At 60.5% G+C, this 23859-nt stretch carries 23 protein-coding genes and 1 tRNA gene; 12 read left to right on the top strand and 12 right to left on the bottom strand.

What is annotated here, in order from left to right; all coding sequences use genetic code 11:
* Positions 1 to 125: 125 nt before the first annotated feature.
* Together Q7V03_RS09660 and Q7V03_RS09655 are read right to left on the bottom strand one after the other, a co-directional pair.
* Entirely contained in the window at positions 126 to 806 is a 681-nt protein-coding gene (locus Q7V03_RS09660) for a hypothetical protein (protein WP_304925387.1), read from the bottom strand.
* Positions 807 to 897: 91 nt separating this feature from the next.
* Positions 898 to 973: transfer RNA gene (locus Q7V03_RS09655), tRNA-Ile, on the bottom strand.
* Positions 974 to 1116: 143 nt separating this feature from the next.
* Between Q7V03_RS09655 and purM the strand changes: the two genes are divergently transcribed.
* The 3 genes from purM (at position 1117) to rnd (ending at position 4222) form a co-directional block, all read left to right on the top strand.
* The gene (gene purM / locus Q7V03_RS09650) at positions 1117 to 2163 is read left to right on the top strand and encodes a phosphoribosylformylglycinamidine cyclo-ligase (RefSeq protein ID WP_304925386.1); all 1047 of its coding nucleotides are present in this window, start codon (positions 1117 to 1119) and stop codon (positions 2161 to 2163) included.
* Positions 2160 to 2747: a phosphoribosylglycinamide formyltransferase gene (gene purN / locus Q7V03_RS09645; RefSeq protein WP_304925385.1), complete on the top strand. Its 588-nt coding sequence runs from the start codon at positions 2160 to 2162 to the stop codon at positions 2745 to 2747. Before purM ends, purN begins: the two co-directional genes overlap by 4 nt.
* Positions 2748 to 3064: 317 nt before the next feature.
* Positions 3065 to 4222 (top strand): ribonuclease D, encoded by a 1158-nt coding sequence (rnd, locus tag Q7V03_RS09640; RefSeq protein WP_304925384.1) that lies wholly within the window; start codon positions 3065 to 3067, stop codon positions 4220 to 4222.
* A 101-nt stretch (positions 4223 to 4323) separates the two neighbouring features.
* On the opposite strand, the gene Q7V03_RS09635 is transcribed toward rnd, so the two are convergent.
* Complete coding sequence (locus tag Q7V03_RS09635) at positions 4324 to 4773, bottom strand: hypothetical protein (protein ID WP_304925383.1); 450 nt, start codon at positions 4771 to 4773, stop codon at positions 4324 to 4326.
* A gap of 118 nt (positions 4774 to 4891) precedes the next feature.
* On the opposite strand from Q7V03_RS09635, the gene Q7V03_RS09630 reads away from it, so the two are divergent.
* Positions 4892 to 5305: a SufE family protein gene (locus Q7V03_RS09630; RefSeq protein ID WP_304925382.1), complete on the top strand. Its 414-nt coding sequence runs from the start codon at positions 4892 to 4894 to the stop codon at positions 5303 to 5305.
* Positions 5306 to 5516: 211 nt separating this feature from the next.
* Here Q7V03_RS09630 and Q7V03_RS09625 read toward each other — a convergent pair whose 3' ends face one another.
* The 4 genes from Q7V03_RS09625 to cobS form a co-directional block, all read right to left on the bottom strand.
* On the bottom strand, positions 5517 to 5849 hold the full coding sequence (locus Q7V03_RS09625; protein ID WP_304925381.1) for a DUF427 domain-containing protein: 333 nt from the start codon (positions 5847 to 5849) through the stop codon (positions 5517 to 5519).
* 45 nt (positions 5850 to 5894) lie between these two features.
* The gene (locus Q7V03_RS09620) at positions 5895 to 7700 is read right to left on the bottom strand and encodes an aminopeptidase P family protein (protein WP_304925380.1); all 1806 of its coding nucleotides are present in this window, start codon (positions 7698 to 7700) and stop codon (positions 5895 to 5897) included.
* Between the two features lie 91 nt (positions 7701 to 7791).
* Positions 7792 to 9663, bottom strand: coding sequence for a cobaltochelatase subunit CobT (gene cobT, locus Q7V03_RS09615; RefSeq protein WP_304925379.1), 1872 nt, complete (start codon positions 9661 to 9663; stop codon positions 7792 to 7794).
* Between the two features lie 71 nt (positions 9664 to 9734).
* Positions 9735 to 10709, bottom strand: a complete 975-nt coding sequence (gene cobS / locus Q7V03_RS09610) for a cobaltochelatase subunit CobS (protein ID WP_304925378.1) — start codon at positions 10707 to 10709, stop codon at positions 9735 to 9737.
* 183 nt (positions 10710 to 10892) lie between these two features.
* Between cobS and msrB the strand changes: the two genes are divergently transcribed.
* The 3 genes from msrB to Q7V03_RS09595 all read left to right on the top strand — a co-directional run bounded on the left by msrB (position 10893) and on the right by Q7V03_RS09595 (position 13946).
* Positions 10893 to 11348 (top strand): peptide-methionine (R)-S-oxide reductase MsrB, encoded by a 456-nt coding sequence (msrB, locus tag Q7V03_RS09605; RefSeq protein WP_304925377.1) that lies wholly within the window; start codon positions 10893 to 10895, stop codon positions 11346 to 11348.
* A gap of 115 nt (positions 11349 to 11463) precedes the next feature.
* Positions 11464 to 12267, top strand: a complete 804-nt coding sequence (locus tag Q7V03_RS09600; RefSeq protein ID WP_304925376.1) for a hypothetical protein — start codon at positions 11464 to 11466, stop codon at positions 12265 to 12267.
* The gene (locus Q7V03_RS09595; RefSeq protein ID WP_304925375.1) at positions 12264 to 13946 is read left to right on the top strand and encodes a glycosyltransferase family 4 protein; all 1683 of its coding nucleotides are present in this window, start codon (positions 12264 to 12266) and stop codon (positions 13944 to 13946) included. The genes Q7V03_RS09600 and Q7V03_RS09595 overlap by 4 nt, the downstream gene beginning before the upstream one ends.
* 20 nt (positions 13947 to 13966) lie before the next feature.
* On the opposite strand, the gene Q7V03_RS09590 is transcribed toward Q7V03_RS09595, so the two are convergent.
* On the bottom strand, positions 13967 to 14599 hold the full coding sequence (locus Q7V03_RS09590; protein WP_304925374.1) for a DnaJ domain-containing protein: 633 nt from the start codon (positions 14597 to 14599) through the stop codon (positions 13967 to 13969).
* 72 nt (positions 14600 to 14671) lie between these two features.
* On the opposite strand from Q7V03_RS09590, the gene Q7V03_RS09585 reads away from it, so the two are divergent.
* Positions 14672 to 14923, top strand: coding sequence for a BolA family transcriptional regulator (locus Q7V03_RS09585; RefSeq protein WP_304925373.1), 252 nt, complete (start codon positions 14672 to 14674; stop codon positions 14921 to 14923).
* Between the two features lie 86 nt (positions 14924 to 15009).
* On the opposite strand, the gene Q7V03_RS09580 is transcribed toward Q7V03_RS09585, so the two are convergent.
* A complete protein-coding gene (locus tag Q7V03_RS09580) occupies positions 15010 to 17157 on the bottom strand; it encodes a malate synthase G (RefSeq protein WP_304925372.1) in 2148 nt (715 codons plus the stop codon).
* Positions 17158 to 17336: 179 nt separating this feature from the next.
* On the opposite strand from Q7V03_RS09580, the gene Q7V03_RS09575 reads away from it, so the two are divergent.
* From Q7V03_RS09575 to Q7V03_RS09565, 3 genes are read left to right on the top strand one after another with little or no spacing between them, the layout of a single operon-like run.
* A complete protein-coding gene (locus Q7V03_RS09575) occupies positions 17337 to 17672 on the top strand; it encodes a helix-turn-helix transcriptional regulator (protein ID WP_304925371.1) in 336 nt (111 codons plus the stop codon).
* Positions 17673 to 17674: 2 nt separating this feature from the next.
* Entirely contained in the window at positions 17675 to 18160 is a 486-nt protein-coding gene (locus Q7V03_RS09570; protein ID WP_304925370.1) for an SRPBCC family protein, read from the top strand.
* Positions 18160 to 18603 (top strand): SRPBCC domain-containing protein, encoded by a 444-nt coding sequence (locus Q7V03_RS09565; RefSeq protein WP_304925369.1) that lies wholly within the window; start codon positions 18160 to 18162, stop codon positions 18601 to 18603. Before Q7V03_RS09570 ends, Q7V03_RS09565 begins: the two co-directional genes overlap by 1 nt.
* A gap of 18 nt (positions 18604 to 18621) precedes the next feature.
* On the opposite strand, the gene Q7V03_RS09560 is transcribed toward Q7V03_RS09565, so the two are convergent.
* A complete protein-coding gene (locus tag Q7V03_RS09560; protein ID WP_304925368.1) occupies positions 18622 to 18777 on the bottom strand; it encodes a DUF2256 domain-containing protein in 156 nt (51 codons plus the stop codon).
* Positions 18777 to 20255 carry an FAD-binding domain-containing protein gene (locus Q7V03_RS09555; RefSeq protein ID WP_304925367.1) on the bottom strand — a complete coding sequence of 493 codons (1479 nt, stop codon included), beginning with the start codon at positions 20253 to 20255 and terminating at the stop codon, positions 18777 to 18779. Before Q7V03_RS09555 ends, Q7V03_RS09560 begins: the two co-directional genes overlap by 1 nt.
* A 301-nt stretch (positions 20256 to 20556) precedes the next feature.
* Here Q7V03_RS09555 and pepN point away from each other — a divergent pair, with 301 nt between their 5' ends.
* The gene (pepN, locus tag Q7V03_RS09550; protein ID WP_304925366.1) at positions 20557 to 23118 is read left to right on the top strand and encodes an aminopeptidase N; all 2562 of its coding nucleotides are present in this window, start codon (positions 20557 to 20559) and stop codon (positions 23116 to 23118) included.
* Here the strand turns inward: pepN and Q7V03_RS09545 are convergent.
* A complete protein-coding gene (locus tag Q7V03_RS09545) occupies positions 23075 to 23695 on the bottom strand; it encodes a transglycosylase SLT domain-containing protein (protein WP_304925365.1) in 621 nt (206 codons plus the stop codon). The two genes, pepN and Q7V03_RS09545, sit on opposite strands and share 44 nt — an antisense overlap.
* Positions 23696 to 23859 lie beyond the last annotated feature (164 nt).

Raw genomic sequence — 23859 nt, 5'->3', positions numbered from 1 at the left:
CGACTGCCCAGGTTGCTGAGGGCATAACGCCGAAAATCGGCAACACACACGACGGCCGTTCGCGCCGAAGGGCCGGACAACAGGCTCACCAATCCAGCCGAAGGAAAACCGTTCCAGTTCCCAGACTATTTCAGCGGCCTGTTAAGTGCCTGTATCTCTGCACGTGTGACGACGTGCGCAAGTTCGCGCCATTTGTCAGAGCTCGGTTCCACGATCAGATTGTTCTCTGTGATGTATTGTCGAATGTCGGCGTCGACTTGGTTCGTAACTCCGGAGGCAAGGCTGGCCAAAAGCACTGCTAAACGCCTTTCGCGGACCTTCGCGTCAAGTTGGCGGGCGATCAACATCATTTCATAATCGCTGTAGGCGTTAATCATGCCAATTGGGTCGCGACTGCCGCTGATCTCGCCGGCGTCTATCCTCATCATAATTCGGTCATATTCGGCGTCGATCTCATTCTTACTTGGAAACTGTTCGCGGTTGGCGTCGTCTGCCGCGAGTGCTGCCGTATAGCGCTGCCAGACAGCGCGCCCAAAGTCTGCAGTGGTTATGGGGGTGCGTGGCGAAGCGGGCTTGAGCGGTATAGGATTCGCGCCGCTTGCTCGTTGTTTTGCTGCTGCGATTTCAAGCTGCAACCGGGCGACCGCTGCCGAATGCAAGCGCAACGCTACGCGCCGATCACCACCGAGGGGCTCTATAAGTTCGCTGCGTGGATTGTCTAGGAACGGTCGCAGGCTCGCTGGAACTGCGATGCGTGCCCAGAACCTACCGTCTTTTTCTTTCCAATAGCGGAGTTTCCCTGCCATCGTTCACCCCGATTCTGGCACAAGCCTTGGCACCAAAAACGGCACAACTAACCGTGAAGCAAGAGTTTTGTTTAAGATCAACAAGTTGGAATGGTAGGTCCGGAGGGACTCGAACCCCCAACCAAGGCGTTATGAGCGCCCTGCTCTAACCATTGAGCTACAGACCCATTCTGCCTGTGCCTAGCATATGCTGGGGCGGGGTCAAGGTTTGGGGTGACAAAACCCCGCCGGAGTGCGGCGCCTGCGTTGCGCGCGCGGGCCGGATGGCTTATGGGGTCGGCAGTCGCCTTTTAGCTTGGGGAATCTGCGCATGAGTACCGGACACAATGGCCTAACCTATGCGGATGCGGGCGTTGATATTGATGCGGGCAACGCTTTGGTTGAGCGGATCAAGCCCGCCGCCAAACGCACGTTACGCTCTGGCGTGATGTCGGGCTTGGGCGGGTTTGGTGCTTTGTTCGATCTGAAAGCGGCGGGCTATCAGGATCCGATTTTGGTGGCGGCGACGGATGGGGTTGGCACCAAACTGCGGATTGCGATTGATACTGGCAATGTTGACACGATTGGCGTCGATCTGGTGGCAATGTGCGTCAACGATCTGGTCTGCCAGGGCGCAGAACCCTTGTTGTTCTTGGATTATTTCGCGACCGGCAAGCTGGATGTCGAGGAAGCCACGCGCATCATCAACGGCATTGCGGCGGGCTGTGAGGCTTCGGGCTGTGCGTTGATCGGTGGCGAGACCGCCGAGATGCCGGGCATGTATCACAAGGGTGATTTTGATCTGGCTGGTTTCGCGGTGGGTGCGATGGAGCGCGGTGCGGATTTGCCATCTGGCGTGATGGCGGGCGATGTGCTGCTGGGGCTAGCCTCGAACGGCGTGCATTCGAACGGCTATTCTTTTGTGCGCAAGGTGGTGGAACTGTCGGGTCTCGGTTGGGATGCGGCCTCGCCGTTCTCAGACGGCACTTTGGGCGAGGCGCTGCTGGCGCCGACGCGGCTTTATGTGAAGCAGGCACTTGCGGCAGTGCGGGCGGGTGGGGTTCATGCTTTGGCGCATATCACCGGTGGCGGTTTGACCGAAAATCCGCCACGGGTGATCCCGGAAGGGCTGGCCTGCGAGATTGATCTGTCGGCTTGGGAATTGCCGGGGGTGTTTCGCTGGTTGGCGACGACCGCCAATATGAGCCAACCGGAACTGCTGAAAACCTTCAACTGCGGCATCGGCATGATCGCGGTTGTGGCGGCGGATCGGGCGGAGGCTTTGAGCGCATTGCTGCGGGCAGAGGGTGAGACTGTGGTGGCTTTGGGCCGTGTTGTTGCTGGTGAGGGTGTGATCTACACGGGCCGTTTGCTGTGAAACGGGTTGCCGTCCTGATTTCGGGCGGCGGCTCTAACATGCTGGCCCTGCTGCGCGATATGGTGGGCGATCATCCCGGGCGGGCGGTGTTTGTCGGCTCGAACGATCCAAGTGCTGCGGGTCTGGTGCGGGCGGCCGAGATGGGCGTGGCAGTGGCGGCGGTGGATCATCGGCCGTTTGGCCGGGATCGGGCCGCGTTTGAAGCGGCTTTGCTCGCGCCAATTTTGGCATCGAAGCCTGACATTCTGTGTTTGGCGGGGTTTATGCGGGTGCTGACGCCGGAGTTTGTGCGGCGGTTTGAGGGGCGGATGTTGAACATTCACCCTTCGCTGTTGCCAAAATATCCGGGGCTCCATACCCATGCGCGGGCTTTGGCTGCTGGTGATACCGAGGCGGGCTGCACGGTGCATGAGGTGACGGCGGAACTTGATGCCGGGCCGATTTTGGGACAGGCGCGGGTGGCCGTTTTGCCGGGGGATCGCGAGGCGGATCTGTCGGCGCGGGTGTTGAGGCAAGAGCATCGGTTGTATCCGGCGGTGTTGCGGCGGTTTGCGCAGGGGGATCGCAACCGGCTGGACCTTTGACGGGGCGCCTTCTTGGGGCATCGAGCCACGCTTTAAGGCTTTGGTATGGGGTGCTTGCGGTGGGTTACACCTGATCGCGGTTTGCGGGCTGTGGCGCAGGAAGCCTCCGGCGGGAGTATTTCTAAAAGAGCAAATACTTGAGGTTTCTCAGTTTAGGTTGTGAGAGGTGCTTGGCCGATCAAGCGGCGGTGCTGTGGCCTTGGAGCCGCCGCTATGAGTATTTGGCAACCATCAAGCGCTTGGGCTTTTCTTGGCCGGCAATGCTGCCTATAGCGGGGGGGCGGGATACCCCCGTAAGCCCTTTGCGAAAGACGCCCATGCGCACGATTACAACCACCGAAGACCTTGCCGCTTTTTGTGCAGCCGCGAAGTCAAAACCCTTTGTCACCATTGATACCGAATTTCTGCGCGAGCGGACCTATTGGTCAAAGCTGTGCCTGATCCAGATGGCTTTGCCGGGGAAAGACGGCGATGCGGTGTTGATTGACCCGATTGAGGGGTCTGCGATGTCGATGGAGCCGTTGTATGACCTGTTTCGCCATGAGGCGACGGTCAAGGTGTTCCATGCCGCGCGGCAGGATTTGGAAATATTTTTCGTGGAAGGCAATGTGTTTCCGAAGCCGCTGTTTGACACACAGGTCGCGGCGATGGTCTGCGGTTTTGGCGAGCAGGTCGGTTATGAGACTTTGGTGAAGAAGATCGCCAAGGAGAATTTGGATAAAACCTCGCGGTTTACCGATTGGTCGCGCAGGCCGCTGACCTCGGCACAGAGCGAATATGCTTTGGCGGATGTGACGCATTTGCGGGTGATTTATGAGTTTCTAGCGGCACAGCTGGCGAAGAACGGGCGGCAGGCTTGGGTGGAGGAGGAGCTTTCGGTTCTGACCGATCCTGCGACCTATACCGTGCATCCCGAAGAGGCCTGGTTGCGGGTGAAGACGCGCACCACCTCGGGACGGTTTCTGGGCGTGGTCAAAGAATTGGCGCGGTTTCGTGAGGAATATGCCCAAGGCAACAACGTGCCGCGCAGCCGGGTGATGAAGGACGACGCGCTGTTGGAACTGGCCTCGACCCGGCCAACCAATGTTGAGGAGCTGGGCCGCTCACGGCTGTTGCTGCGTGAGGGACGCAAGACTGAGATTGCCGAGGGGATATTGGCGGCGATCAAGGCTGGGATGGAGATGAAGCAGGAAGATCTGCCGAAACCGGATCTGTCGAAAGATCAGATGCAGGTCAATCCGGCTTTGGCCGATTTGCTGCGGGTGTTGTTGAAGGCGAAATCCGAGAGTTTGGGGGTGGCCCCTAAATTGATCGCCTCGGCTTCTGATCTGGATGCGATTGCCGCCGGAGAGCGCAATCTGGAGACGCTGAAGGGCTGGCGGGCAGAGGCGTTTGGCGATGATGCGATGCGGCTTTGCCGGGGTGAGATTGCGCTGTCGGCCAAGGGCAATGATGTGCGGGTGGTGCGGATTTAGCGGCTGACAGCGGTTCGAGGGTTTCCCAGCTGGGAGAGGATTGTGTGTTTTGGGCAAGGGACCACGATATGCTGTGGTCCCTTGCCCGTTATCTCTGCGCCTTATCGGCTGCTGGCGCGGGCGTTGCGGGCACCTTGCACGACAATCTGATTGATCTGTTGCAGTTTGATGTCGGACAAGTTGTAGGCCACAGTGATTTCGCGCGATTGCTGGTTGACCACGGCGGTGGCCCCTGCGGGTGGGAATACGTGGAATTCCAGCACCAGCGTGCCTTTTTCATCCAGCGGTTGCGGCACCAGTTCGGCGCTCCAGAAGCCTTGCGTCGGCGTCAGACCGGTGGCGCGGATGATGGCACCGCCGGGGTAGGGTTCGATCTTCATCGACAGCACGTCGGCGACGAGCGGGCGCGGATCGGCGGGTGTCTCGGTGCTGACCACTTCAACCGGGGCCGAGCGTTTGAACCATTTGAACGGGTTCAGACGGCTGGAAAAGCCACCGCAGGCGGTCATGGCGGTGAGGGCAAGAATGGCGATGGGCAGGCGAAAGCGCATATGGGCATCCCTTTGGCGTTGCATGATCGGTAGCCGATTGAGGGCGGTTTGAAAAGCCCGCTTGGACTGGACGTTTGGGCTGGGGAGCACTACCTCGGGGGGAGAGATGGAGACACCTATGGCCACGCCCGCCTTTGAAGAGATTGCCGAGACCTTTGAGTTCCTGGATGACTGGGAGGAGCGTTACCGGCATGTGATTGATCTGGGCCGCGCGATGCCGCCGCTGGAGGACAGTTTCAAGGTGCCTGCGCTGAAGGTCGAGGGCTGTGCGTCGCAGGTCTGGCTGCGGCCGATGGTGGCGGATGGCCGGTTCGCGTTTCAGGGCGAGTCGGATGCGATGATCGTGCGCGGGCTGATCGCGGTGCTGCACGCGCTTTATGCCGGACTGCCGGTTGCCGAGGTGGCGCGGGTCGATGCGCATGCCGAGATGGGGCGGTTGGGGTTGAACGAGCATTTGTCATCGCAACGCTCTAACGGGGTGCGGGCGATGGTGGAGCGGATCCGCAAGGTGGCGGCAGAGGCTGCGGCGTAAGCAACGCGCAGCGGCTGTTGGTGGGCGGGTTCTGAGTGTGAAAATCTTCCCCACGGGGAATGACTTGTGATTTTTAGAGATTTTTCTTGATTTTTCCGCAAGATGTAGTGGCTTTAAACCCGATGGCTTGGATTTTTAACGATCTGTTCAGGAAACTCTGTGTTGCAATCGGCACCCAGTTTGTCGGGATTTCAAACTGCTGGTGAGGCCGTCAACTGAAGCTGACTTTATCTGGATAGAACGCCAGATGTCCGGCAATGGCCTCTATACCGGGAACCGGGGCTTCGTAGGACCAGACGGCGTTTTCCATCAAGCCCTCGGTGGTTTTGATCGAGTAATAGCTGCACAAGCCTTTGTGCGGGCAGGTGGTTTGGCGGCTGGTCTTTTCCAGCAATCCCATGTCGATATCGGCGCGCGGAATGTACAAAGCCGGCGGGTAGCTGCCCTCTTTCAACTCTAGGGCGTTGCGGGTTTCGCCTAAGCGCGTGCCGCCCGCTGTGATGGTCAGCGGGCGATCCTTCGGGGTGATGGTGATGTAAGCCATGCGCGCCTCCTGCGGTTTGCAGAAATTTAGCGCGGTTTGCGGCCTTTACAATGGGGCGCAGGCGGCTTGGCACCATGCCAGCGCTTCGGCAGACAGGCGCGGCGTCAGTTTTGCCAAGGTTGCGGCGTGGTAGACGTTGAGCCAATCGCGATCACCGGGCGAAAGCTGGGCGGTGACGATCAAGCGGCGGTCGAAGGGCACGAAGGTGAGGGTTTCAAAGCTGAATTGGGTGCGCTCATCATCGCCGCCGGGCAGGTGTGGGGCAGGTTGCACCACGATCAGGTTTTCCAGCCGGATGCCGAATTCGCCCTCGCGGTAATAGCCGGGTTCGTTTGACAGGATCATGCCGGATTCGAGCGGGACTTCCGAGATGCGGCTTAAGCGCTGCGGGCCTTCGTGGACCGACAGGAACGCCCCAACGCCATGGCCGGTGCCGTGGTTGAAATCTTGGCCTGCAAGCCAGAGGGCGTAGCGCGCGAGGGGATCAAGATCGCGCCCGGTATAGCCTTGCGGCCAGCGTGCGCGGCTGATGGCGATGGTGCCTTGCAGCACGCGGGTAAAGCAGGTGCGGGCGTAGTCGCCGGGATCGCCCACCGCAATCGTGCGGGTGATGTCGGTGGTGCCATCGCGATATTGTGCGCCGCTGTCCACCAGCAGCAATTCATTCCGACCAATTGCGCGGTTGGACTCTTCTGTGACCCGGTAATGCATGATGGCGCCATTCGGGCCTGATCCGCAAATGGTGTCGAAGGAAATGTCGTGCAGCACATTGGTGGCGCGGCGGAAACCTTCCAAAGCACGCACCACGTCGATCTCGGACAGGCCGCCGTTGGGGGTTTGCTGATCGAGCCAGCACAGAAATTCGACCACAGCCGCGCCGTCACGCAGATGGGCTTGCCGCATGCCCTCAATCTCGGCGGCGGTTTTCTTGGCTTTTGGCAGACGGCAGGGATCGTCGCCCCAAGCCACGGTGATCGCGGCTTCGGTCAGTTCAGTGGAAACTGCCAAGGGGGCAGTGGTGCGATCTACCCGGACCGCGCCTTGCAGCGTGCGCAGGGCGGGCACGAAGGCCGCGATCGGGCGCAGCAGCACATCACTGCCCAGATGCGCGCGGGTGGCAGCGTCGAATTTCTCGGCATCGGCGAACAGGGTGACATGGGCGTTGTCGTGCAGGATGGCAAAGCCGTGCAGCACCGGGTTGCGCGGCACGTCTGCGCCGCGGATGTTCAAAAGCCAGCAGAGGGAGTCGGGCAGGGTGATGACGGCGGCGGATTGGCCTTGGGCTTGCAGGGCTTCCGCCAAGCGGGCACGTTTCTGGGCGCTGGTTTCCCCCGCAAGGCTGTCGGGGTGGGCGAAGGCGCGGCCAAGCGGGGCAGGCGGTTGATCGGGCCAGATGCGGTCGATCTGATTGGCGCAGGCTTGCAGAACCACCCCGGTGCCGTCCAAGGCGGCTTCCAGCTTGGCCACTTCATCAGCGGTGTGCAGCCAGGGATCAAAGCCGACAACGCCTTCGGACATCTGGTCTTTCAACCAAGCGCCCGCGCTGATTTCGGGCCAAGGCACTGGGGTAAAATGGGCCAGATCGACTTGGCCTTTGACTTGGGTGCGATACCGCCCGTCGATGAACACACCCGCGATCTCTGGCAGGACGATGCAGAAGCCCGCCGACCCGGTAAAACCCGTCAGCCATTGCAGGCGTTCATCGCGGCTGGCTACATATTCGCCCTGATGCACATCGGCGCGCGGGATCAGGAAGCCTGCAAGCCCCTCGGTGGCGAGGATTTGGCGCAGGGCAGCAAGCCGGGCCGGGCCTTGGGCCGCAGAGGCTTGGGTGTCGAAGGTCTGAAACATGGGCATCCTCTGTGATCAAATATCCTCGGGTTGGTCAGTTTGGCCTTGGACCAAAATGACCTGCGCGCAGGCCGAGGCGGCGTGCCCCCGTTTACCCCGCTTTCCGCATCCCCAAGGCCTTGGCGCGTTTGCGCGGGTCCAGCTCGAACAGCCCGGCGAGTTGTTCTGTCATCGCCCCCGCCAGTTGTTCGACATCGGTGATGGTGACGGCGCGTTGGTAATAGCGGGTCACGTCATGGCCGATGCCGATGGCGATCAACTCGACCGCCTTCTTGCGCTCTACCATGGCGATCACGTCACGCAGGTGTTTTTCAAGAAAATTCGCGGGGTTCACCGACAGGGAACTGTCATCGACGGGCGCGCCATCGGAAATCACCATCAGGATGCGGCGGGTTTCGGGACGGGCCATCATGCGGCGGTGTGCCCATTCCAAGGCTTCACCGTCGATGTTTTCCTTCAGCAGACCCTCTTTCATCATCAGGCCCAGGTTGGGGCGCACGCGACGCCATGGGGCGTCGGCGGATTTGTAGATGATGTGGCGCAGATCGTTCAGCCGACCCGGTTGTTGGGCGCGACCTTGGGCCAGCCAACGCTCGCGCGATTGGCCACCTTTCCACGCGCGGGTGGTGAAGCCGAGGATTTCGACCTTGACCGAGCAGCGTTCCAGCGTGCGCGCCAATACATCGGCGCAGATTGCGGCGATGGAGATCGGGCGGCCGCGCATCGAGCCGGAGTTGTCGATGAGCAGCGTCACGCAGGTGTCGCGGAATTCGGTGTCTTTTTCCTGTTTGAACGACAGGGGGGTGGTGGGGTTGGCGATGACACGGGCGAGGCGGCCTGCATCAAGTGTGCCTTCTTCCAGATCGAACAGCCAAGAACGGTTTTGTTGGGCTTGCAGGCGGCGTTGCAGTTTGTTGGCCAGGCGGCTGACGGCACCTTTCAAGGGTTCCAACTGCTGATCGAGGTAAGCGCGCAGGCGTTCAAGTTCAGCCGGTTCGGCGAGGTCTTCGGCGCGGATTTCCTCATCAAAATCCGTGGTGTAGACGGCGTAGTTTGGGTCTGCGTCGGAGTAGGGCGCGGGCGGTGGCGGATCAAGCGGGGCTTCGCCTTCGGGCAGTTCGGCCTCGTCGCCCTGCTCCATATCCGCCGAGTCTTCCATGGTGACTTGCGCTTGGGATTGGTCTTGCTGGTCTTCTTGGGATTGTTCGGGCGAAGCTTCGCTGTCTTCCGAATCCTGTTCATCCGAGCCTTCGCTGTCGGGCGCGTCTTGGTCTTCTTGCGCTTCGTCGCCAGACTCGTCCTCATCGGGCTGATCAGGGTCGTCGCCCAATTGGTCGCCGTAGCCGAGATCAGCGATCACCTTGCGGGCAAGGCGGGCGAAAGCGGCTTGGTTATCAAGCACCGTGTCGAGATTGTTCAGGGTGCCAGCGGCTTGGCCTTCGATGAAATCTCGCCACATTTCCATGACGTTGGCCGCACCCTTGGGCAGATCGCGGCCGGTGGCAAGATGGCGGACGAGGAAACCTGCGGCGACGGAAAGCGGCGCATCCTCGCGCTTGGTGATGCTGGAATAGCCTTTGCGATCAGCTTCATAGGCGATTTTTGCGTCGATGTTGCCTGCGGTGCCGGGCATGGCGCGGGCGCCGACGGCCTCGCAGCGCGCCGTTTCCATCGCATCATAGATTTCACGGGCGAGCGGCCCTGAGGGGGCGTATTTCGTCGCGGTGGTCTCATTGTGGAATTTGCGGCGCAGCGCGAACGCGTCGGCGGTGCCACGGGCGAGCAAAACCTCGTCGCGTGTCATACGGCGGCTGACTTGCGGCAGGCGGATGCCTTCTTTGTTCATCCCCGCCGGATCGACCGAATAGGTCACCGTCATTTCGGGATCGTTGGCCATGGTCTTGGTGGCCTCGGCGAGGGCCTTCTTGAACGGATCGGCGGGGTTGTCGGTGGGTTTGGTCATGATCCGTCCAAGTCGTAGGCTGGGGTTTTACCCCACCGCTTCGGGAAGGTGGGGTGGAACCCCACCCCACATTACTTCATCGCCATGCTTGCCGCAGACTCGGGCAGTTCCTCGGCAAAACAGCGCTGGTAGAATTCGGCCACCGTGCTGCGCTCTAACTCATCGCATTTGTTCAGGAACGACAGGCGGAAGGCGTAGCCTACGTTGCGGAAGATCTCGGCGTTTTCGGCCCAGTTCAGCACGGTACGGGGCGACATGACGGTCGAGAGGTCGCCGTTCATAAACGCGGTGCGGGTCAGGTCGGCGACGGTGACCATCTGGCTGATCACTTTACGGCCTTTTTCGGTGTTGTAGTGCGGGCGCTTGGCCAAAACGATGGCCGCTTCGGCGTCGTGGCTGAGGTAGTTCAGGCTTGCGACCAGCGACCAACGGTCCATCTGGGCTTGGTTGATTTGCTGGGTGCCGTGGTAGAGGCCCGTCGTGTCGCCAAGCCCCACGGTGTTGGCGGTGGCGAACAGGCGGAAGCACGGATGCGGGGTGATGATTTCGTTTTGATCGAGCAGCGTCAGCTTGCCGTCATGCTCTAGCACGCGCTGGATGACGAACATCACGTCAGGGCGGCCTGCATCGTATTCATCAAACACAATCGCAACCGGATTGCGCAGCGCCCAAGGCAGGATGCCTTCGTGAAACTCGGTGACTTGCTTGCCGTCGCGCAGCTTGATCGCGTCTTTGCCGATCAGGTCGATGCGGGAGATGTGTGAATCGAGGTTCACCCGCACCGTTGGCCAGTTCAGCCGTGCGCCGACTTGCTCGATATGTGTCGATTTGCCGGTGCCATGATAGCCTTGGATCATCACGCGGCGGTTGTAGGCGTAGCCTGCGAGGATCGCCAAAGTGGTATCTGGGTCAAATTTGTAGGTGGGATCAATCGCGGGCACCCGGTCGGTGCCGTCTACGAAGCCCTTCACCTTCATATCGGTGTCGATGCCAAAGACATCGCGAACCGAGATTTCTTCGGTGGGTTTCATAATCGTATCTGCCATTGCCTTTAGCCCATATCAAACTGGCGGGCTTTGGCCCGCGATCCTGCTCTTTAGTGGAACATAACGGGCAGGGCTGCAAGGGCAAGGGATCACGCGATTTCTCTTCTGTGTGAGATGCTGAAACTTATCGGCACGCGGCCGCGTTGTTAGGATACAATCGTCAAACATTATGGGAGAATTGCCATGCGCCGCCGCAGTTTTTTAGGCTCTGTTGCCCTGCTTGCTTTCGCGCAGCCGTTGCGGGCTGAGACGTTTGAAGTGACTTTGACCGAGGCCGCATGGCGCGCCAAGTTGGGTGATGCTGCCTATGCCGTGCTGCGCGACGAGGAGACCGAACGCGCGGGGTCCAGCCCATTGAATGATGAGCACCGCCGCGGCACGTTCCTGTGTGCGGGCTGCGATTTGCCCGTGTATGCGTCGGACACCAAGTTTGAGTCTGGCACGGGCTGGCCGTCGTTTTACAAGCCGATTGATGGGGCGATTGGCACCAAAGAGGATAACACGCTGTTCTCTACCCGCACTGAAGTGCATTGCCGCCGGTGTGGCGGGCATCTGGGGCATGTGTTCAACGATGGCCCGCCGCCCACGGGGTTGCGCTATTGCATGAATGGCGTGGCGCTGAAGTTTTTGCCCGCCTGACCCGAGCCGGGAAATTTGTGCCTGCCTGCGGTGGGCGGGATAGACAGGCGATTGCGGCACGTTTACCGATAGGGCCAAGTGGGAAGATGCCCGTGCTTTGTTCGGAGTGCCTGAATTGGCCAAACCAGCCTCGCTTTTGACGATCTCCGCGACCGACACGCTGAAGCGCCTGCTGGATGGGCCTGCGGATGTCGCGCGGCTGGAGCAGGCGTTCCGGCATTTGGCGAAGTGGCGGTCGGAGTTGATCTCGAATACTTTGGTCGAGCGTTCAGGGACAAAGGTTTTGTCGGGGCCGTTCAAGGGCATGGAGTATCCGGTGCGGGCCTCGGAAGGCTCGCGCTCGTGCCGGTTGCTGGGGGCCTATGAGGCAAGTTTGGCCCCGGTGATCGAGGAGATTGTCACCAAAGCCTATCCGGTGGTGATCGACCTCGGCTCGGCTGAGGGCTATTACGCGGTGGGTCTGGCGCGGCGGCTGCCAAAGGCGCGGGTGCTGGCGCGCGATGCCAATCCCAAAGCGCAGGCGTTGTGTGCCGCACTGGCTGCGGCGAATGGTGTGGCGGAGCGGGTGGAAATTGGCGGGCTGCTCGACCATGCTGATTTCGATCTGTGTCAGGCGCAAAAAACCCTGGTGGTTTGCGACATTGAAGGGGCGGAGGGCGCGTTGCTGGACCCTGTCCGCGCGCCAGGCCTGCGGTCTGCGGATATTCTGGTTGAGGCGCATGACTGCATTCAGCACGGGCTTAGCCATCTGCTGGTGGAGCGGTTTAGGGCGACGCACCATATCCGGGTGATCGGGCGGCGGTTGGACGATTCTGGGCTGCCCGATTGGATGGAGGCGTTGTCTGATCTGGATCGGCTGGTGGCGTTGTGGGAATGGCGATCGGGGCCGACGCCGTGGCTGTGGATGGTGCAGAAATGAGCGGGGTTCCAAACAGAGATGCCGGGCGCAACGCGGCGATTTGGTATGCGCAGGATGGGTTTGATCCAGCTGCCAAGGGCATCAATGGCCGCAGGGTGGCGGGAGAGTCGTTTCTGAAGGGCTTTTTGCGCCACGCCGAGGTTGAAGAATTCGTGCTGCTGTCGCACGGGGCCGGAGAAATTGAACCGGTGAAAGCCTTGGCTGCCGAGTTGCGGCCCGGCAAAACGGTGCGTCATGCGCCATTGCTGCGGCCCAATGCGATTGCGCCCGTGCAGACGGTGTTTTTCCCCAGCCCGAATTACATTCAGGAAAGCTGGCGGCGCGCGGTCTATGGCACCGCGGCGTGGTCGATTTGCGGGATTACCCATACGACTTCCACCCATGCGGTGATGCAGGGGTTTTTCGATCTGCGGATGGCACCTGTGACCGAATGGGATGCAGTGATTTGCACCAGCCAATCGGTGCTAAGTTCGGTGAGCTATCAGATGGACCGGATTGATGAGCATATGCGCGCGCATCTGAAAGCGGTGCCCCCGCCGCGCCCGATGCTGCCGGTGATCCCTTTGGGCGTGCATTGTGCGGATTTTGAACCCGATGCTGGCAAGGGGGCCGCCCTGCGTGAAAAGCTTGGCGCAGGGCCGCAGGATGTGGTGTTCACCAGCATCGCGCGGCTGACCCCGCATGAGAAATTTGACCCCCTGCCGATCTATCTGGCGATGCAGGCAGCCCAACGGCAGTTGCCGGGGCAAAAACTGTTCGTCGTCTTCTGCGGCCAGTTCCGCGATGATTATTCCCGCAAGGTTTTCACCGAAGGTGCCGCCAAGCTGATGCCGGATGTGGGCTTTGCTTTGCTGGATGGCGCGTCCGCGGATGACCGCAAGTCGGCTTTGTCCGGTGCGGATGTGTTCATGTTCCTGATTGATAACATTCAGGAAACCTTTGGCCTTGCGCCTTTAGAGGGCATGGCGGCAGGGCTGCCTTTGTTGGTGTCTGACTGGGACGGTATGAAAGATACGGTGTCGCCAGATGTCGGTTTCCGCATCACCACCCGCACGCTGCCGGGGCAGTATTACGCGCAAGAGGCTTTGCGCTATCAAGGCGGCACCGACAGCTATGTGCAGTATTGCGCCTCGACTTCTGCGCTGACCGAGTTGGATTTGCCCGAACTGACCGCGCGCATTTTGCAGTTGGCGCGCGACCCGGATCTGCGCCGCCGTATGGGGGCTGCGGGCCGCGCACGGGTGCAGGCGCTTTATGATTGGGCACGGGTGGTGCCGCAGATGCAGGCGCTGTGGGGCGCGCAGGACGCACGCCGCAAGGCTGGCTCCGCACGGTCATTGCGCTATAAGGCTGACGTGCTGCCGATTGCCCCCTCGCCGATGCATCTGTTTGGCAGCTATCCGACCGAGCAGGTGACGTTCGCCAAAACCCGGCTGGTGCTGGCCGATCCAACCGGACGCCCCAGCCTGACCGAGGTGCTGGCAACGCGGAATTATCAGGGTTTGAAGCGGGTGTTCGCTGCCCCCGAACAGATCGCGCAAGTGCTGCGGGCGGTGATTGCGGCCGGGCCTACGGGCTGTGATCTGGCGCAGCTAGAGGCCGGGTCGGGTCTGAAGGGCGCGCCGGTCGAGCGGATTGCGATCTGGTTGTTGAAATATGGCTTCGTGCGGCGGGGGTAGAACCCGCCGTTTTCGGGCCGTCACTCCTTGAAGTAACGACTGTCCTTGATCTGATCCCAAGCCCAGACCACCTCTTGCAAACGGTCCTCATCCGAGCGATCGCCGCCATTCATATCTGGATGAAGATCCTTCACCAAGCCTTTGTATTGCTTGCGAATTTCGGTCTTGGTCCACGTGTCGCGGGCCTCCAGAATCTCTACCGCTTTGCGCTCGGTTGCGGGCAGTTTGCGGGTGGCGTTTGAGGTCGGTTTGCCGGGGTTGCGGGTGGCGTTGTCGCCCAGCAAAGACATCGGATCATCGACGCCGACGCGGTGCCACGCATTGCCGTCATCTTTCTTGCTGAACGGTTTTGTCTCACGCTCCCACAGACGGTCTTTTTCCAGCAGTTTCTGGAATTCTTCATCGGTGGCATTGCCGAAGAAATTCCACTTCAGGTTATACTCGCGGATGTGATCGCGGCAAAACCAGAAATACTCATCCAGATGGTCGGGCGATTTTGGGGCGCGGTAGGCCCCCTTTTCCTTGCAAGACGGATAATCGCAAGCCTTGTTCGAGGTTTCAAACGCCCCCGACATGCCCCGGCGCGTGGTTTTGCGCTTGGCTTTGTCGGACGAGACGCGGATATCAAACTCAAAGGGGGGACGCGTGGACATGCAGGGGCCTTTCCGAACTGAAGGCAAGACATTAGAGGTTTGAGCGGCAGATAGAAGGGGCTAAGGCGAAAAATGAGCATTGAGAATGAGTTGATTGCGCGTCTGACGATCACTTTTTCACCAACCCGGCTGGAGGTGGTCAATGAAAGCCACAAACACGCAGGGCATGGTGGCGATGATGGTTCGGGCGAAAGCCATTACGCGGTGCTGATCCGGGCAGATGAATTGGCCGCGATGGGCCGGGTGGCGCGGCATCGGGCGGTGCAAAAGGCACTGGGCGATTTGAACCAGCGCATTCACGCGCTGGCTTTGGATATTGGCTGAGCTTTGGCTTCACGGCCTGCTCACCCGTCCGTTGCGGTTCCTTTTCGCTGAAGCGAAGCAAGCCGCAAAGCTTGATGAGCCGCCCGTCAGCCGCGCGCTTTCAACTGCAAACGCCGCGCATGCAGCACGGGTTCGGTATAGCCCGAGGGCTGTTCGCGGCCCTTGAACACCAGATCGCAGGCGGCCTGATAAGCGATGCCGTCAAAGCCGGGGGCCATCGGGCGATAAATTGGGTCGCTGGCGTTTTGGCGATCGACCACAGCGGCCATTTTGCGCATCGCGGCGTCCACTTGCGCGGCGGAAACGATGCCATGATGCAGCCAGTTGGCGATGTGTTGCGCGGAAATCCGGCAGGTGGCCCGGTCTTCCATTAAGCCTATGTCATTGATGTCAGGCACTTTCGAGCAGCCGACGCCCTGATCAATCCAGCGCACCACATAGCCCAGAATACCTTGGGCGTTGTTTTCAACCTCGCGCAAAACCTGCGCTTCGGTCCATTTCTGATAGGTCGCCAAGGGGATTTCCAGCACGGTTTCGACATAGCCGCGCCGCCCGCCTGCTTTCAGCTTGGCCTGCACCGCCGCCACATCCACCTTGTGATAATGCAGCACATGCAGCGTCGCCGCCGTGGGCGAAGGCACCCAAGCGCAACTGGCCCCGGCCTTGGGATGTTCGATCTTCTGCTCCAGCATCGCGGCCATCAGATCGGGGGCCGCCCACATGCCTTTGCCGATTTGCGCGCGCCCTTGCAGACCACATTCCAGACCAATATCGACATTCTGGTTCTCATAGGCACCAATCCACGATTTGCGCTTGATGAAATCCTTGCGGCTGAACGGGCCTGCTTCCATCGAGGTGTGAATCTCATCGCCGGTGCGGTCGAGAAAGCCGGTGTTGATGAAGGCCAGGCGGTGGCGTGCCGCCCGGATGCAGGCCTTCAGGTTGACCGAGGTGCGGCGCTCTTCATCCATCACGCCCAGCTTAACCGTGTTCGCGGGCAGACCCAGGATCGCTTCAATCTTGCTAAAACACTGATCGGCAAAGGCAACTTCCTCTGGCCCGTGCATCTTGGGCTTCACCACATAGACCGAGCCACATTGCGAATTGCGCAGACCTTCGGTCTTTTTCAGATCATGCATCGCGATCAAGCTGGTGATTAGGCCATCCATCAGACCCTCAAAAATCTCGGACCCATCGGGCAGTAGAATCGCCGGATTGGTCATCAGATGGCCAACATTGCGGATCCACAGCAGCGCGCGGCCCTTCACGGTCAGCAGGCCGCCATCGGGTGCGGTGAAGACGCGGTCGGGGTTCAGCGCGCGGGTGATTTTGCGGCCCCCTTTATCAAGGTCAGCCGTTAAGGTGCCCTGCATCAGCCCCAGCCAGTTGGCATAGGCGAGGGTTTTATCCTCGCCATCGACGCAGGCCACCGAATCCTCGCAATCGATGATGGCCGACAGCGCCGATTCCAGCACCACATCGGCCAGTTGCGCCTGATCGCGGCTGCCGATCGGATGGGCACGGTCGAATACCAGCTCCACATGCAGCCCATTGTTGACCAGCAGCACCGAATCCGGGGCTTTCGGATTGCCCCTGTAGCCCGCGAATTTTGCAGGCGTCACCAGCGGCAGATCATCGACCAACAGCGCGCCGTTGGCGACATAATAGCGCCGCACATCAGCGTGGCTGGTGCCGATGATCGGAAACGCCTCATCCAGAAACACCCGCGCGCGGGCGACAACGCGGGCACCGCGACCACGCTCGTAACCGCCTGCGGGCGCTGGGCTGCCCATCGCATCGGTGCCATAGAATGCGTCATAGAGGCTGCCCCAGCGCGCGTTGGCGGCGTTCAAAGCGTAGCGAGCATTGGTGATTGGTACCACCAGCTGCGGGCCTGCGATATGGGCAATCTCGGCATCCACATTGGTGGTGTCAATTTGAAAATCGTCACCCTCTGGCAGCAAATATCCGATTTCACTGAGGAAATCTTTATACGCGACCGGATCATGCGGGGCGTTGCGGTGGCTGTGGTGCCAGCGGTCGATCTGGGATTGCAGCGTTTCGCGCTTCGCCAGAAGGCTGCGGTTCGCAGCCCCTTCGGTCTGTGCCAGATCGGCCATGCCCGCCCAAAACTGATCCGCCGAGACCCCGGTGCCCGGCAGGGCGTGAGCTTCAAGGAAACTCGCCAGAACCTGATCCACCTGCAAACCGTGCCGTGTGACGCGCATAACCATTGGACCCTCGCTGTTTGGCTTTTTTAAGCCGATAGCAGAAATGCGCCGGGCAGGAAAGTTTTGCAGGGCCCGATTTTCTCGCAAAAGGCGAAAACACTTTTCGCGAATGGTTGGGAATGAAACTTAGTGATTTGGCTACGTTTTATTCCCTTGGGCGCCAAAATCTGTTACTTAGCAATATGGCTAAACATGATCCCGACCTTTCGCTGATTTTTCAGGCTTTGTCCGATCCGACCCGGCGCGGTTTTTTGGCGCGCTTGGGCCAAGGGGCGATTCCGGTCTCTGAACTGGCGCGGCCCACGGGCTTGGCTTTGCCGACAGTGATGCGCCACCTTGGTGTACTGGAGGCGGCGGCTTTGATCAGCACCGAAAAGACCGGGCGCACCCGAATGTGTCGTGCGCGCCCTGAAACCTTGGCCGCCACCGAAGGCTGGCTGGCCGATCAGCGCGCTATGTGGGAGGCGCGGACTGACCGTTTGGAAGCTTATGTTGCTACATTGATGAAGGAATCCTGAAAATGACGCCTGACTGCAAACTTGATTTGAACCCCGAAACCGATCTGGTGCTGGTGCGCGAGATCAACGCGCCGCGTGAAATTCTGTACACCTGCTGGACCACGCCCGAGCATCTTGTGCATTGGTTCGTGCCCAAGCCGCATAAGGTCACGGCCTGCGCCTTGGACGTGCGACCCGGTGGCAAATGCAACACCACCTTCAATGTTGATGGCACTGAGATGGAAAACAACGGGGTCTATCTAGAGGTGATCCCGAATGAAAAGCTGGTGTTTACCGATACTTACACCGAAGGCTGGAGGCCAAACCCCGAACCGTTTATGACCGCAATCCTGACCTTTGAAGACATCGGCAACGGCCGCACCCGCTATACGGCGGTGGCGCGGCATCGCAGCAAAGAGACGGCGGAAAGCCATAAGCAGATGGGGTTTTATGACGGCTGGGGCACGGTCGTTACCCAACTGGAGGAATATGCGCAGGGGCTGAAGTGATGCAAGATCGACAGATCATCCTGACCCGGCTGATCGCAGCACCCGTGGCGAAGGTTTGGCAATGCTGGACCGATCCTGCCATGCTGCCGCGCTGGTTTGGGCCAGAGGGCTATTCCTGCGTCACCAAGGAAATCGACCTGCGGCAAGGTGGGTTGTGGCGGTTTGACATGACCGGGCCGGATGGAAAAATCTGGGCTAACCGGCATCGTTACACGCTGTTTGATCCTTTTAAGCGTTTGGAATTTCTGTTGGACGGCGATGACGACAGCGTGCCGCCGATGGAGGTTGTGGTGGTGCTGGAGGCTGAGGCTGACGGCACGCGGATTACCCAGACCATGACCTTTCCAAGTGTCGAGATGTGCCAAGGTGCGCTGGCGTTTGGCGCGGATCTTTTGGGGCAGACCACTTTGGCTAAGTTGGACGCGGCAGCGCGAAAGTTGTAATCTCAGGGCTATCGGGGTCTAAGGCCGGGGCTTTACCTTGGTATTTCGGCAGCGGTCGGAACAGCAGTTCACCTGATCCCACATCTTCTCCCACGCCTTGCGCCTTAGCCTTTCTTGTCGCCAGGCGGCGCAGGTTTTGACAGGCAAATCAGCCTGCTTGCGCAGGTTTGGCATTAAAGATCGAGACTGAGCTGGCCGTGGCTGGGCTGCGTGCGTTTGGGCGCGCGGGAGGCATGACGCTCGATAATCTCAACCAGTTCGGCGCGGGCAGCGGGTTTGCGACGCATCCCCCAAACCGCCTCGCGTGCATCACGTTGAGCGGTGGTGACATCGACAATCGGCTCGGGGTAGCGGCGGCCCAAGACACGCCCGGCGCCTGACCACCGCCACGGGGCTTGCAGATAAGCATCTGGAACGGCTGATAATTCGGGAATCCAGCGCCGGGTGAACGCGCCTGTTGGGTCTTGATCAAACCCCTGTTTTACCGGGTTGTAAATGCGTGGGATGTTGATGCCGGTGGTGCCCGATTGCATCTGAACCTGCGGCCAGTGGATGCCGGGTTCATAATCGGTAAATCTGCGCGCAAGCACCGCCCCCGTCACCCGCCAATCCAGCCACAGATGATAGGATGCACACGCCATCACCATGGCGCGGGCGCGGAAATTCAGCCAGCCGGTGGCCGCCAGATAGCGCAGGCAGGCATCCAGAAACGGCAGGCCGGTCTCGCCATTCTCCCAAGCGTGCAGGCGTGCAGGGTCGCTGCTGCGCCGCAGCAATTCGGCGGAAGATTGCAGGCAGCTGGTCTCGATATTGGGCTGATCTTCCAACTTTTGGATGAAGTGATCGCGCCATGCCAAGCGCGCCTGAAAGCTGCTGAGCGCTCCACCCCAGCGCCCGCCGGGGTATTCGGCAGCGCGGGCTTGCGTGGCCTGCACCACCTCGCGCAGCGACAGGCTGCCGAGGGCGATGTGGGGGGAAAGTCGAGAGCAGGCACGCTCGGCGGTCAAAGGCGAGGACATCGCCGAGCGGTAGGGTGCCCCACGTTGAGTGAGGAAAGAGTCTAGAAGATCAATGCCTTGTGATCTGCCCCCCATTTGACGATGCGCGCATTTATCCTCGGTCAGCCGCAGGGCGCGGGTTGTGGGAATCAGGCCGGGTTCCAACCCCGGCACGGCGTTCAGAGCGGGCGGTTCAAGCTGGGGCGCTGCCATGAACGCATCGCGGCGGCTTTGCCACTGATTACGGCTTGCAAGGCGACGGATCACACCGGATTGTGGCACCTCATCCCAGATGATGCCCGCACTGCGCGCCCAAGCCGCGATGGTGCGGTCGCGGGCATAGGTGAAGGCATTGCCGGTTTCCTCATGCGACACGATGCGGGTGATGTTGTGCTGGCGGCACAGCCGTTCCAGCACGTTCTGGGCTTCGCCGACGCGCACCAGCAGGGGGGCTGCAAGGGTGGCAAGCTGGGCGCGCAAATCTGCCAGACATTCTGCCGTGAACGCCCATTGCCGGGCAGAGGTGTCGGGCAGCGTCCAGTAGTTTGGTTCGACAATATACAGCGGCAACACCGCCCCCAGCCCTGCCGCATGGCTGAGGGCGGGGTGGTCGTGGGCGCGCAGATCGCGTTTGAACCAGATGAGAACATTCATGGAACATAGAGATAGCGGAGGATTTGGCGCTGTAAAGGGAGGATGCTGGGCAGACAGTGGCACAGGCGGTGGCAATGCGCTGAAATGCTTAGATTATTGAGTTGTTTTTCGGCGTGTTTTTTTCTGTGCTTCGGCAGCTTTACGGGTTGGAATTGTACGCTTGCAGTAATGATTGGCGCGAATCGGGGCCAAGGTGGAAGCCTGGGGCGGGGATATTTGAGGCAATGTGAATGGCTTGGTTTGCGCTTGGGGCTTGCGGAGTGAGGGTGATTGGGAAACCTTAGTGGCAAAGGAGACTGCCATGACCGCTCTTGATCCGCGCATTATTCGACTGGCCGATTACCAGCCCTACAGCCATTTGGTGGAGCGGGTAGACCTGACGTTCCGGCTGCATCCGAAGGCCACGCGGGTTTTGGCGCGGCTGCATTTGGTGGCCAATCCGGCGGCGGTCGGAGGGCAGGATTTGCGGCTGGATGGCGAGGGGCTGCGGTTGATATCTTGCGCGGTGGAGGGGCGGGCGGTGCAGCCAAGCCTCGATGCAACCGGTTTGACGCTGGCGCATGGGCTTTTGCCAGCAGGCGCATTCGTGCTGGAAACCGAGGTCGAGATTGCGCCTGAGGGCAACACCGCGCTGGAGGGGCTTTACATGTCGCAGGGCATGTATTGCACCCAATGCGAGGCCGAGGGCTTTCGCAAAATCACCTATTATCCAGATCGCCCGGATGTGATGGCGCGGTTTCATGTGCGGATTGAAAGCGATCTGCCGGTGCTTTTGTCAAATGGCAATCCGGTCGGGCAGGGCGCGGGATGGGCGGAATGGGATGATCCCTGGCCGAAGCCCAGCTATTTGTTCGCGCTGGTGGCCGGGGATCTGCGGGCGCATCCCGACGCGTTTACCACGATGGAGGGGCGCGATGTGGCGCTGAACATCTGGGTACGGCCGGGGGATGAGGGGCGTTGTGCCTGGGGGATGCAGGCGCTGAAAGCTTCGATGGCTTGGGACGAGCGGGTTTATGGGCGCGCTTACGACCTTGATATCTTTAACATTGTTGCCGTCGATGATTTCAACATGGGCGCGATGGAGAACAAGGGGTTGAACATTTTCAACTCTAAGGCCGTGCTGGCCAGCCCTGAAACCGCGACGGATGATGACTTTGCCCGGGTGGAAGCGATCATTGCGCATGAATATTTTCACAACTGGACCGGCAATCGCATCACCTGCCGGGATTGGTTTCAGCTGTGCCTGAAAGAAGGGCTGACGGTGTTTCGCGATCAGCAATTCTCGGGCGATTTGCGCAGCCATGCGGTGAAGCGGATCGAGGATGTGCTAAGCTTGCGCGCCCGCCAGTTCCGCGAGGATGGTGGGCCACTGGCGCATGCGGTGCGGCCTGACAGCTTTGTCGAAATCAACAATTTCTACACCGCAACCGTCTATGAAAAGGGTGCCGAGGTGATCGGGATGCTGAAGCGGTTGGTGGGCGACGCCGATTATGCCCGCGCTTTGGATCTGTATTTTGACCGCCACGACGGGCAGGCGGCGACGATTGAGGATTGGCTGACGGTGTTTGAAGACACCACGGGCCGCGATCTGAGCCAGTTCAAGCGCTGGTACACCGAGGCCGGGACGCCTCGGGTTACGGTGAGCGAGGATTGGGCAGATGGCACCTATACACTGACTTTGGCACAAGAGAACCCGGCCACGCCGGGGCAGACGCAGAAGGGGGCTAAGGTTATCCCTGTCGCGGTCGGGCTTTTGAACCCGAACGGCGATGAGGTGGTGCCGACGACGGTGCTGGAGTTGACAGAAGCGCGGCAGAGTTTTGCGTTCAAGGGGCTGGCCGCACGGCCTGTGGCTTCGATCTTGCGGGGGTTTTCGGCTCCGGTGGTGCTTGAGCGGTCTGTGCCTGTGGCAGAGCGGGCGTTTTTGCTGGCACATGACACCGATCCGTTCAATCGCTGGGAGGCGGGGCGCAGTTTGGCTAAGGATGTGCTGGCGCGGATGATTGTGGACGGCGCGGTTCCGGCTGCTGATTTGCTGGATGGGCTGGCGCGCCTGGTGTTTGATGACAGCTTAGACCCGGCGTTCCGGGCGCTGTGTTTGCGACTGCCGGGGGAAGACGACATGGCGGCGACATTGCACGCCGCTGGTCATGTGCCTGATCCGGCACGGATTTATCTTGCAAAGCGGGCATTGCATTTGGCCTTGGCGCAGCGCTTGGCCGCTGGTCTGCCGGGGTTGGAACTGGCCTGCCGGGTGCCGGGGGCGTTTTCGCCGGATGCTGCGGCTGCGGGCAAACGGGCGCTGCGGTTGGGGGCTTTGGGGTTGCTGGCACGGTTGGAGGGTGGGGCTGCCGCAGCAGCGGCTTATGCGGCGGCCGATAACATGACCGAGAGTTTCGGCAGTTTGGCGATTTTGCTGGATATCGGCGCGGGGCAGGCTGAACTGGCTGATTTCGCGACAAAATGGCAGGGCGACCGTCTGGTGCTGGACAAGTGGTTCGCAGTGCAGGTCGCGGCGGCGGCTCCCGAAGCGGTGGCCGAGGTGGTGCGGCGCTTGACCGCGCGGCCTGAGTTCGACTGGAAAAACCCCAACCGCTTCCGCGCGGTGATTGGCGCGCTTTCTGGCAACCATGCAGGCTTTCATCATGAAGGGGGCGCAGGTTATGCGCTGCTTGCCGATTGGCTGATCAAACTTGACCCACTCAATCCGCAAACCGCCTCACGGATGTCGACGGCGTTCGAATCTTGGCCGCGCTATGACGCGGATCGGCAAGCGATGATGCGCGGCGCATTGCAGCGGATTTTGGCGGCACCGGGGCTTAGCCGCGATCTTTCTGAGATGGCGGGGCGGATGCTCGCTTGACGGGTATCGCGCAATAGGCCTGCTTGCCGGTCCAAGCGGCGATATCGGCGCGGACCTTGGCTTTGCTCATCGGGCCCCAATCGCGGGCGACGCCGCGGTTGCCTTTGCCCGAGACCATGCCGTCGCGACCGACTTGGCGGGCAATGATCTTTACGGCACAGTCGAGGTTGGCGGCACCGCTTTTGAGTGCCTTGCCGGTGTTCGCCTCACAGCGATAAGCGTTGGCGGTTTGCGTGGAAATCTGCATCAGGCCGAAATAACGGCCTGCACCAGCAGCGCGCGCGTTGTAGCCGCTTTCGTATTTGGCGACGGCAGACATCACGCCAACCCAAAAAGCGCGGCGGTCGTCCATCGAGGCAGTCTCGTAGCCGGGGCACCAGGTTTTGATATCATCGGGGACTTGGGCTGCCAGTTTGCTGTCGTATTTCTCAACCGAGACCAGCGCCGCATTGGTCCAGCTTGCCGCTTCGGGGACGTGATCCCAGCGCATTTTGGGCAAAGCCTCGGCCATTAGGGCCGGGGTGAAGCCGAAAAACAACAGGGAGAAAGCCGCGCCGAAAAGGAAAGTGATCCGCATTAGACCGTCACAAGTTGCGCCGCACCAGCATGGCGACCCGCCGCGTATCAGGGCGAATCGCGCCTACGGCAAGTTTGGTGGGCTTGTGTGGGCCGATATAGGCAGGTTTCCGCCCGCGTCACCCTTGCAGCAACCGCTCCGCCTGCCTAAACAGGGGGCGAAAT

This window comes from Cypionkella sp. (assembly GCF_030652235.1).
Taxonomy (GTDB): domain Bacteria; phylum Pseudomonadota; class Alphaproteobacteria; order Rhodobacterales; family Rhodobacteraceae; genus Cypionkella.
This window is presented reverse-complemented; position numbering and strand designations above follow the sequence as displayed.

What these genes read in the sequence shown, in the direction of transcription:
- Q7V03_RS09660 (WP_304925387.1), bottom strand. Translation starts at nt 806, where the DNA reads ATGGCAGGGAAACTCCGCTATTGGAAAGAAAAAGACGGTAGGTTCTGG.
- purM (WP_304925386.1), top strand. Translation starts at nt 1,117, where the DNA reads ATGAGTACCGGACACAATGGCCTAACCTATGCGGATGCGGGCGTTGAT.
- rnd (WP_304925384.1), top strand. Translation starts at nt 3,065, where the DNA reads ATGCGCACGATTACAACCACCGAAGACCTTGCCGCTTTTTGTGCAGCC.
- Q7V03_RS09635 (WP_304925383.1), bottom strand. Translation starts at nt 4,773, where the DNA reads ATGCGCTTTCGCCTGCCCATCGCCATTCTTGCCCTCACCGCCATGACC.
- Q7V03_RS09630 (WP_304925382.1), top strand. Translation starts at nt 4,892, where the DNA reads ATGGCCACGCCCGCCTTTGAAGAGATTGCCGAGACCTTTGAGTTCCTG.
- Q7V03_RS09625 (WP_304925381.1), bottom strand. Translation starts at nt 5,849, where the DNA reads ATGGCTTACATCACCATCACCCCGAAGGATCGCCCGCTGACCATCACA.
- Q7V03_RS09620 (WP_304925380.1), bottom strand. Translation starts at nt 7,700, where the DNA reads ATGTTTCAGACCTTCGACACCCAAGCCTCTGCGGCCCAAGGCCCGGCC.
- cobT (WP_304925379.1), bottom strand. Translation starts at nt 9,663, where the DNA reads ATGACCAAACCCACCGACAACCCCGCCGATCCGTTCAAGAAGGCCCTC.
- cobS (WP_304925378.1), bottom strand. Translation starts at nt 10,709, where the DNA reads ATGGCAGATACGATTATGAAACCCACCGAAGAAATCTCGGTTCGCGAT.
- msrB (WP_304925377.1), top strand. Translation starts at nt 10,893, where the DNA reads ATGCGCCGCCGCAGTTTTTTAGGCTCTGTTGCCCTGCTTGCTTTCGCG.
- Q7V03_RS09595 (WP_304925375.1), top strand. Translation starts at nt 12,264, where the DNA reads ATGAGCGGGGTTCCAAACAGAGATGCCGGGCGCAACGCGGCGATTTGG.
- Q7V03_RS09590 (WP_304925374.1), bottom strand. Translation starts at nt 14,599, where the DNA reads ATGTCCACGCGTCCCCCCTTTGAGTTTGATATCCGCGTCTCGTCCGAC.
- Q7V03_RS09585 (WP_304925373.1), top strand. Translation starts at nt 14,672, where the DNA reads ATGAGCATTGAGAATGAGTTGATTGCGCGTCTGACGATCACTTTTTCA.
- Q7V03_RS09580 (WP_304925372.1), bottom strand. Translation starts at nt 17,157, where the DNA reads ATGGTTATGCGCGTCACACGGCACGGTTTGCAGGTGGATCAGGTTCTG.
- Q7V03_RS09575 (WP_304925371.1), top strand. Translation starts at nt 17,337, where the DNA reads ATGGCTAAACATGATCCCGACCTTTCGCTGATTTTTCAGGCTTTGTCC.
- Q7V03_RS09570 (WP_304925370.1), top strand. Translation starts at nt 17,675, where the DNA reads ATGACGCCTGACTGCAAACTTGATTTGAACCCCGAAACCGATCTGGTG.
- Q7V03_RS09565 (WP_304925369.1), top strand. Translation starts at nt 18,160, where the DNA reads ATGCAAGATCGACAGATCATCCTGACCCGGCTGATCGCAGCACCCGTG.
- Q7V03_RS09560 (WP_304925368.1), bottom strand. Translation starts at nt 18,777, where the DNA reads ATGCCAAACCTGCGCAAGCAGGCTGATTTGCCTGTCAAAACCTGCGCC.
- Q7V03_RS09555 (WP_304925367.1), bottom strand. Translation starts at nt 20,255, where the DNA reads ATGAATGTTCTCATCTGGTTCAAACGCGATCTGCGCGCCCACGACCAC.
- pepN (WP_304925366.1), top strand. Translation starts at nt 20,557, where the DNA reads ATGACCGCTCTTGATCCGCGCATTATTCGACTGGCCGATTACCAGCCC.
- Q7V03_RS09545 (WP_304925365.1), bottom strand. Translation starts at nt 23,695, where the DNA reads ATGCGGATCACTTTCCTTTTCGGCGCGGCTTTCTCCCTGTTGTTTTTC.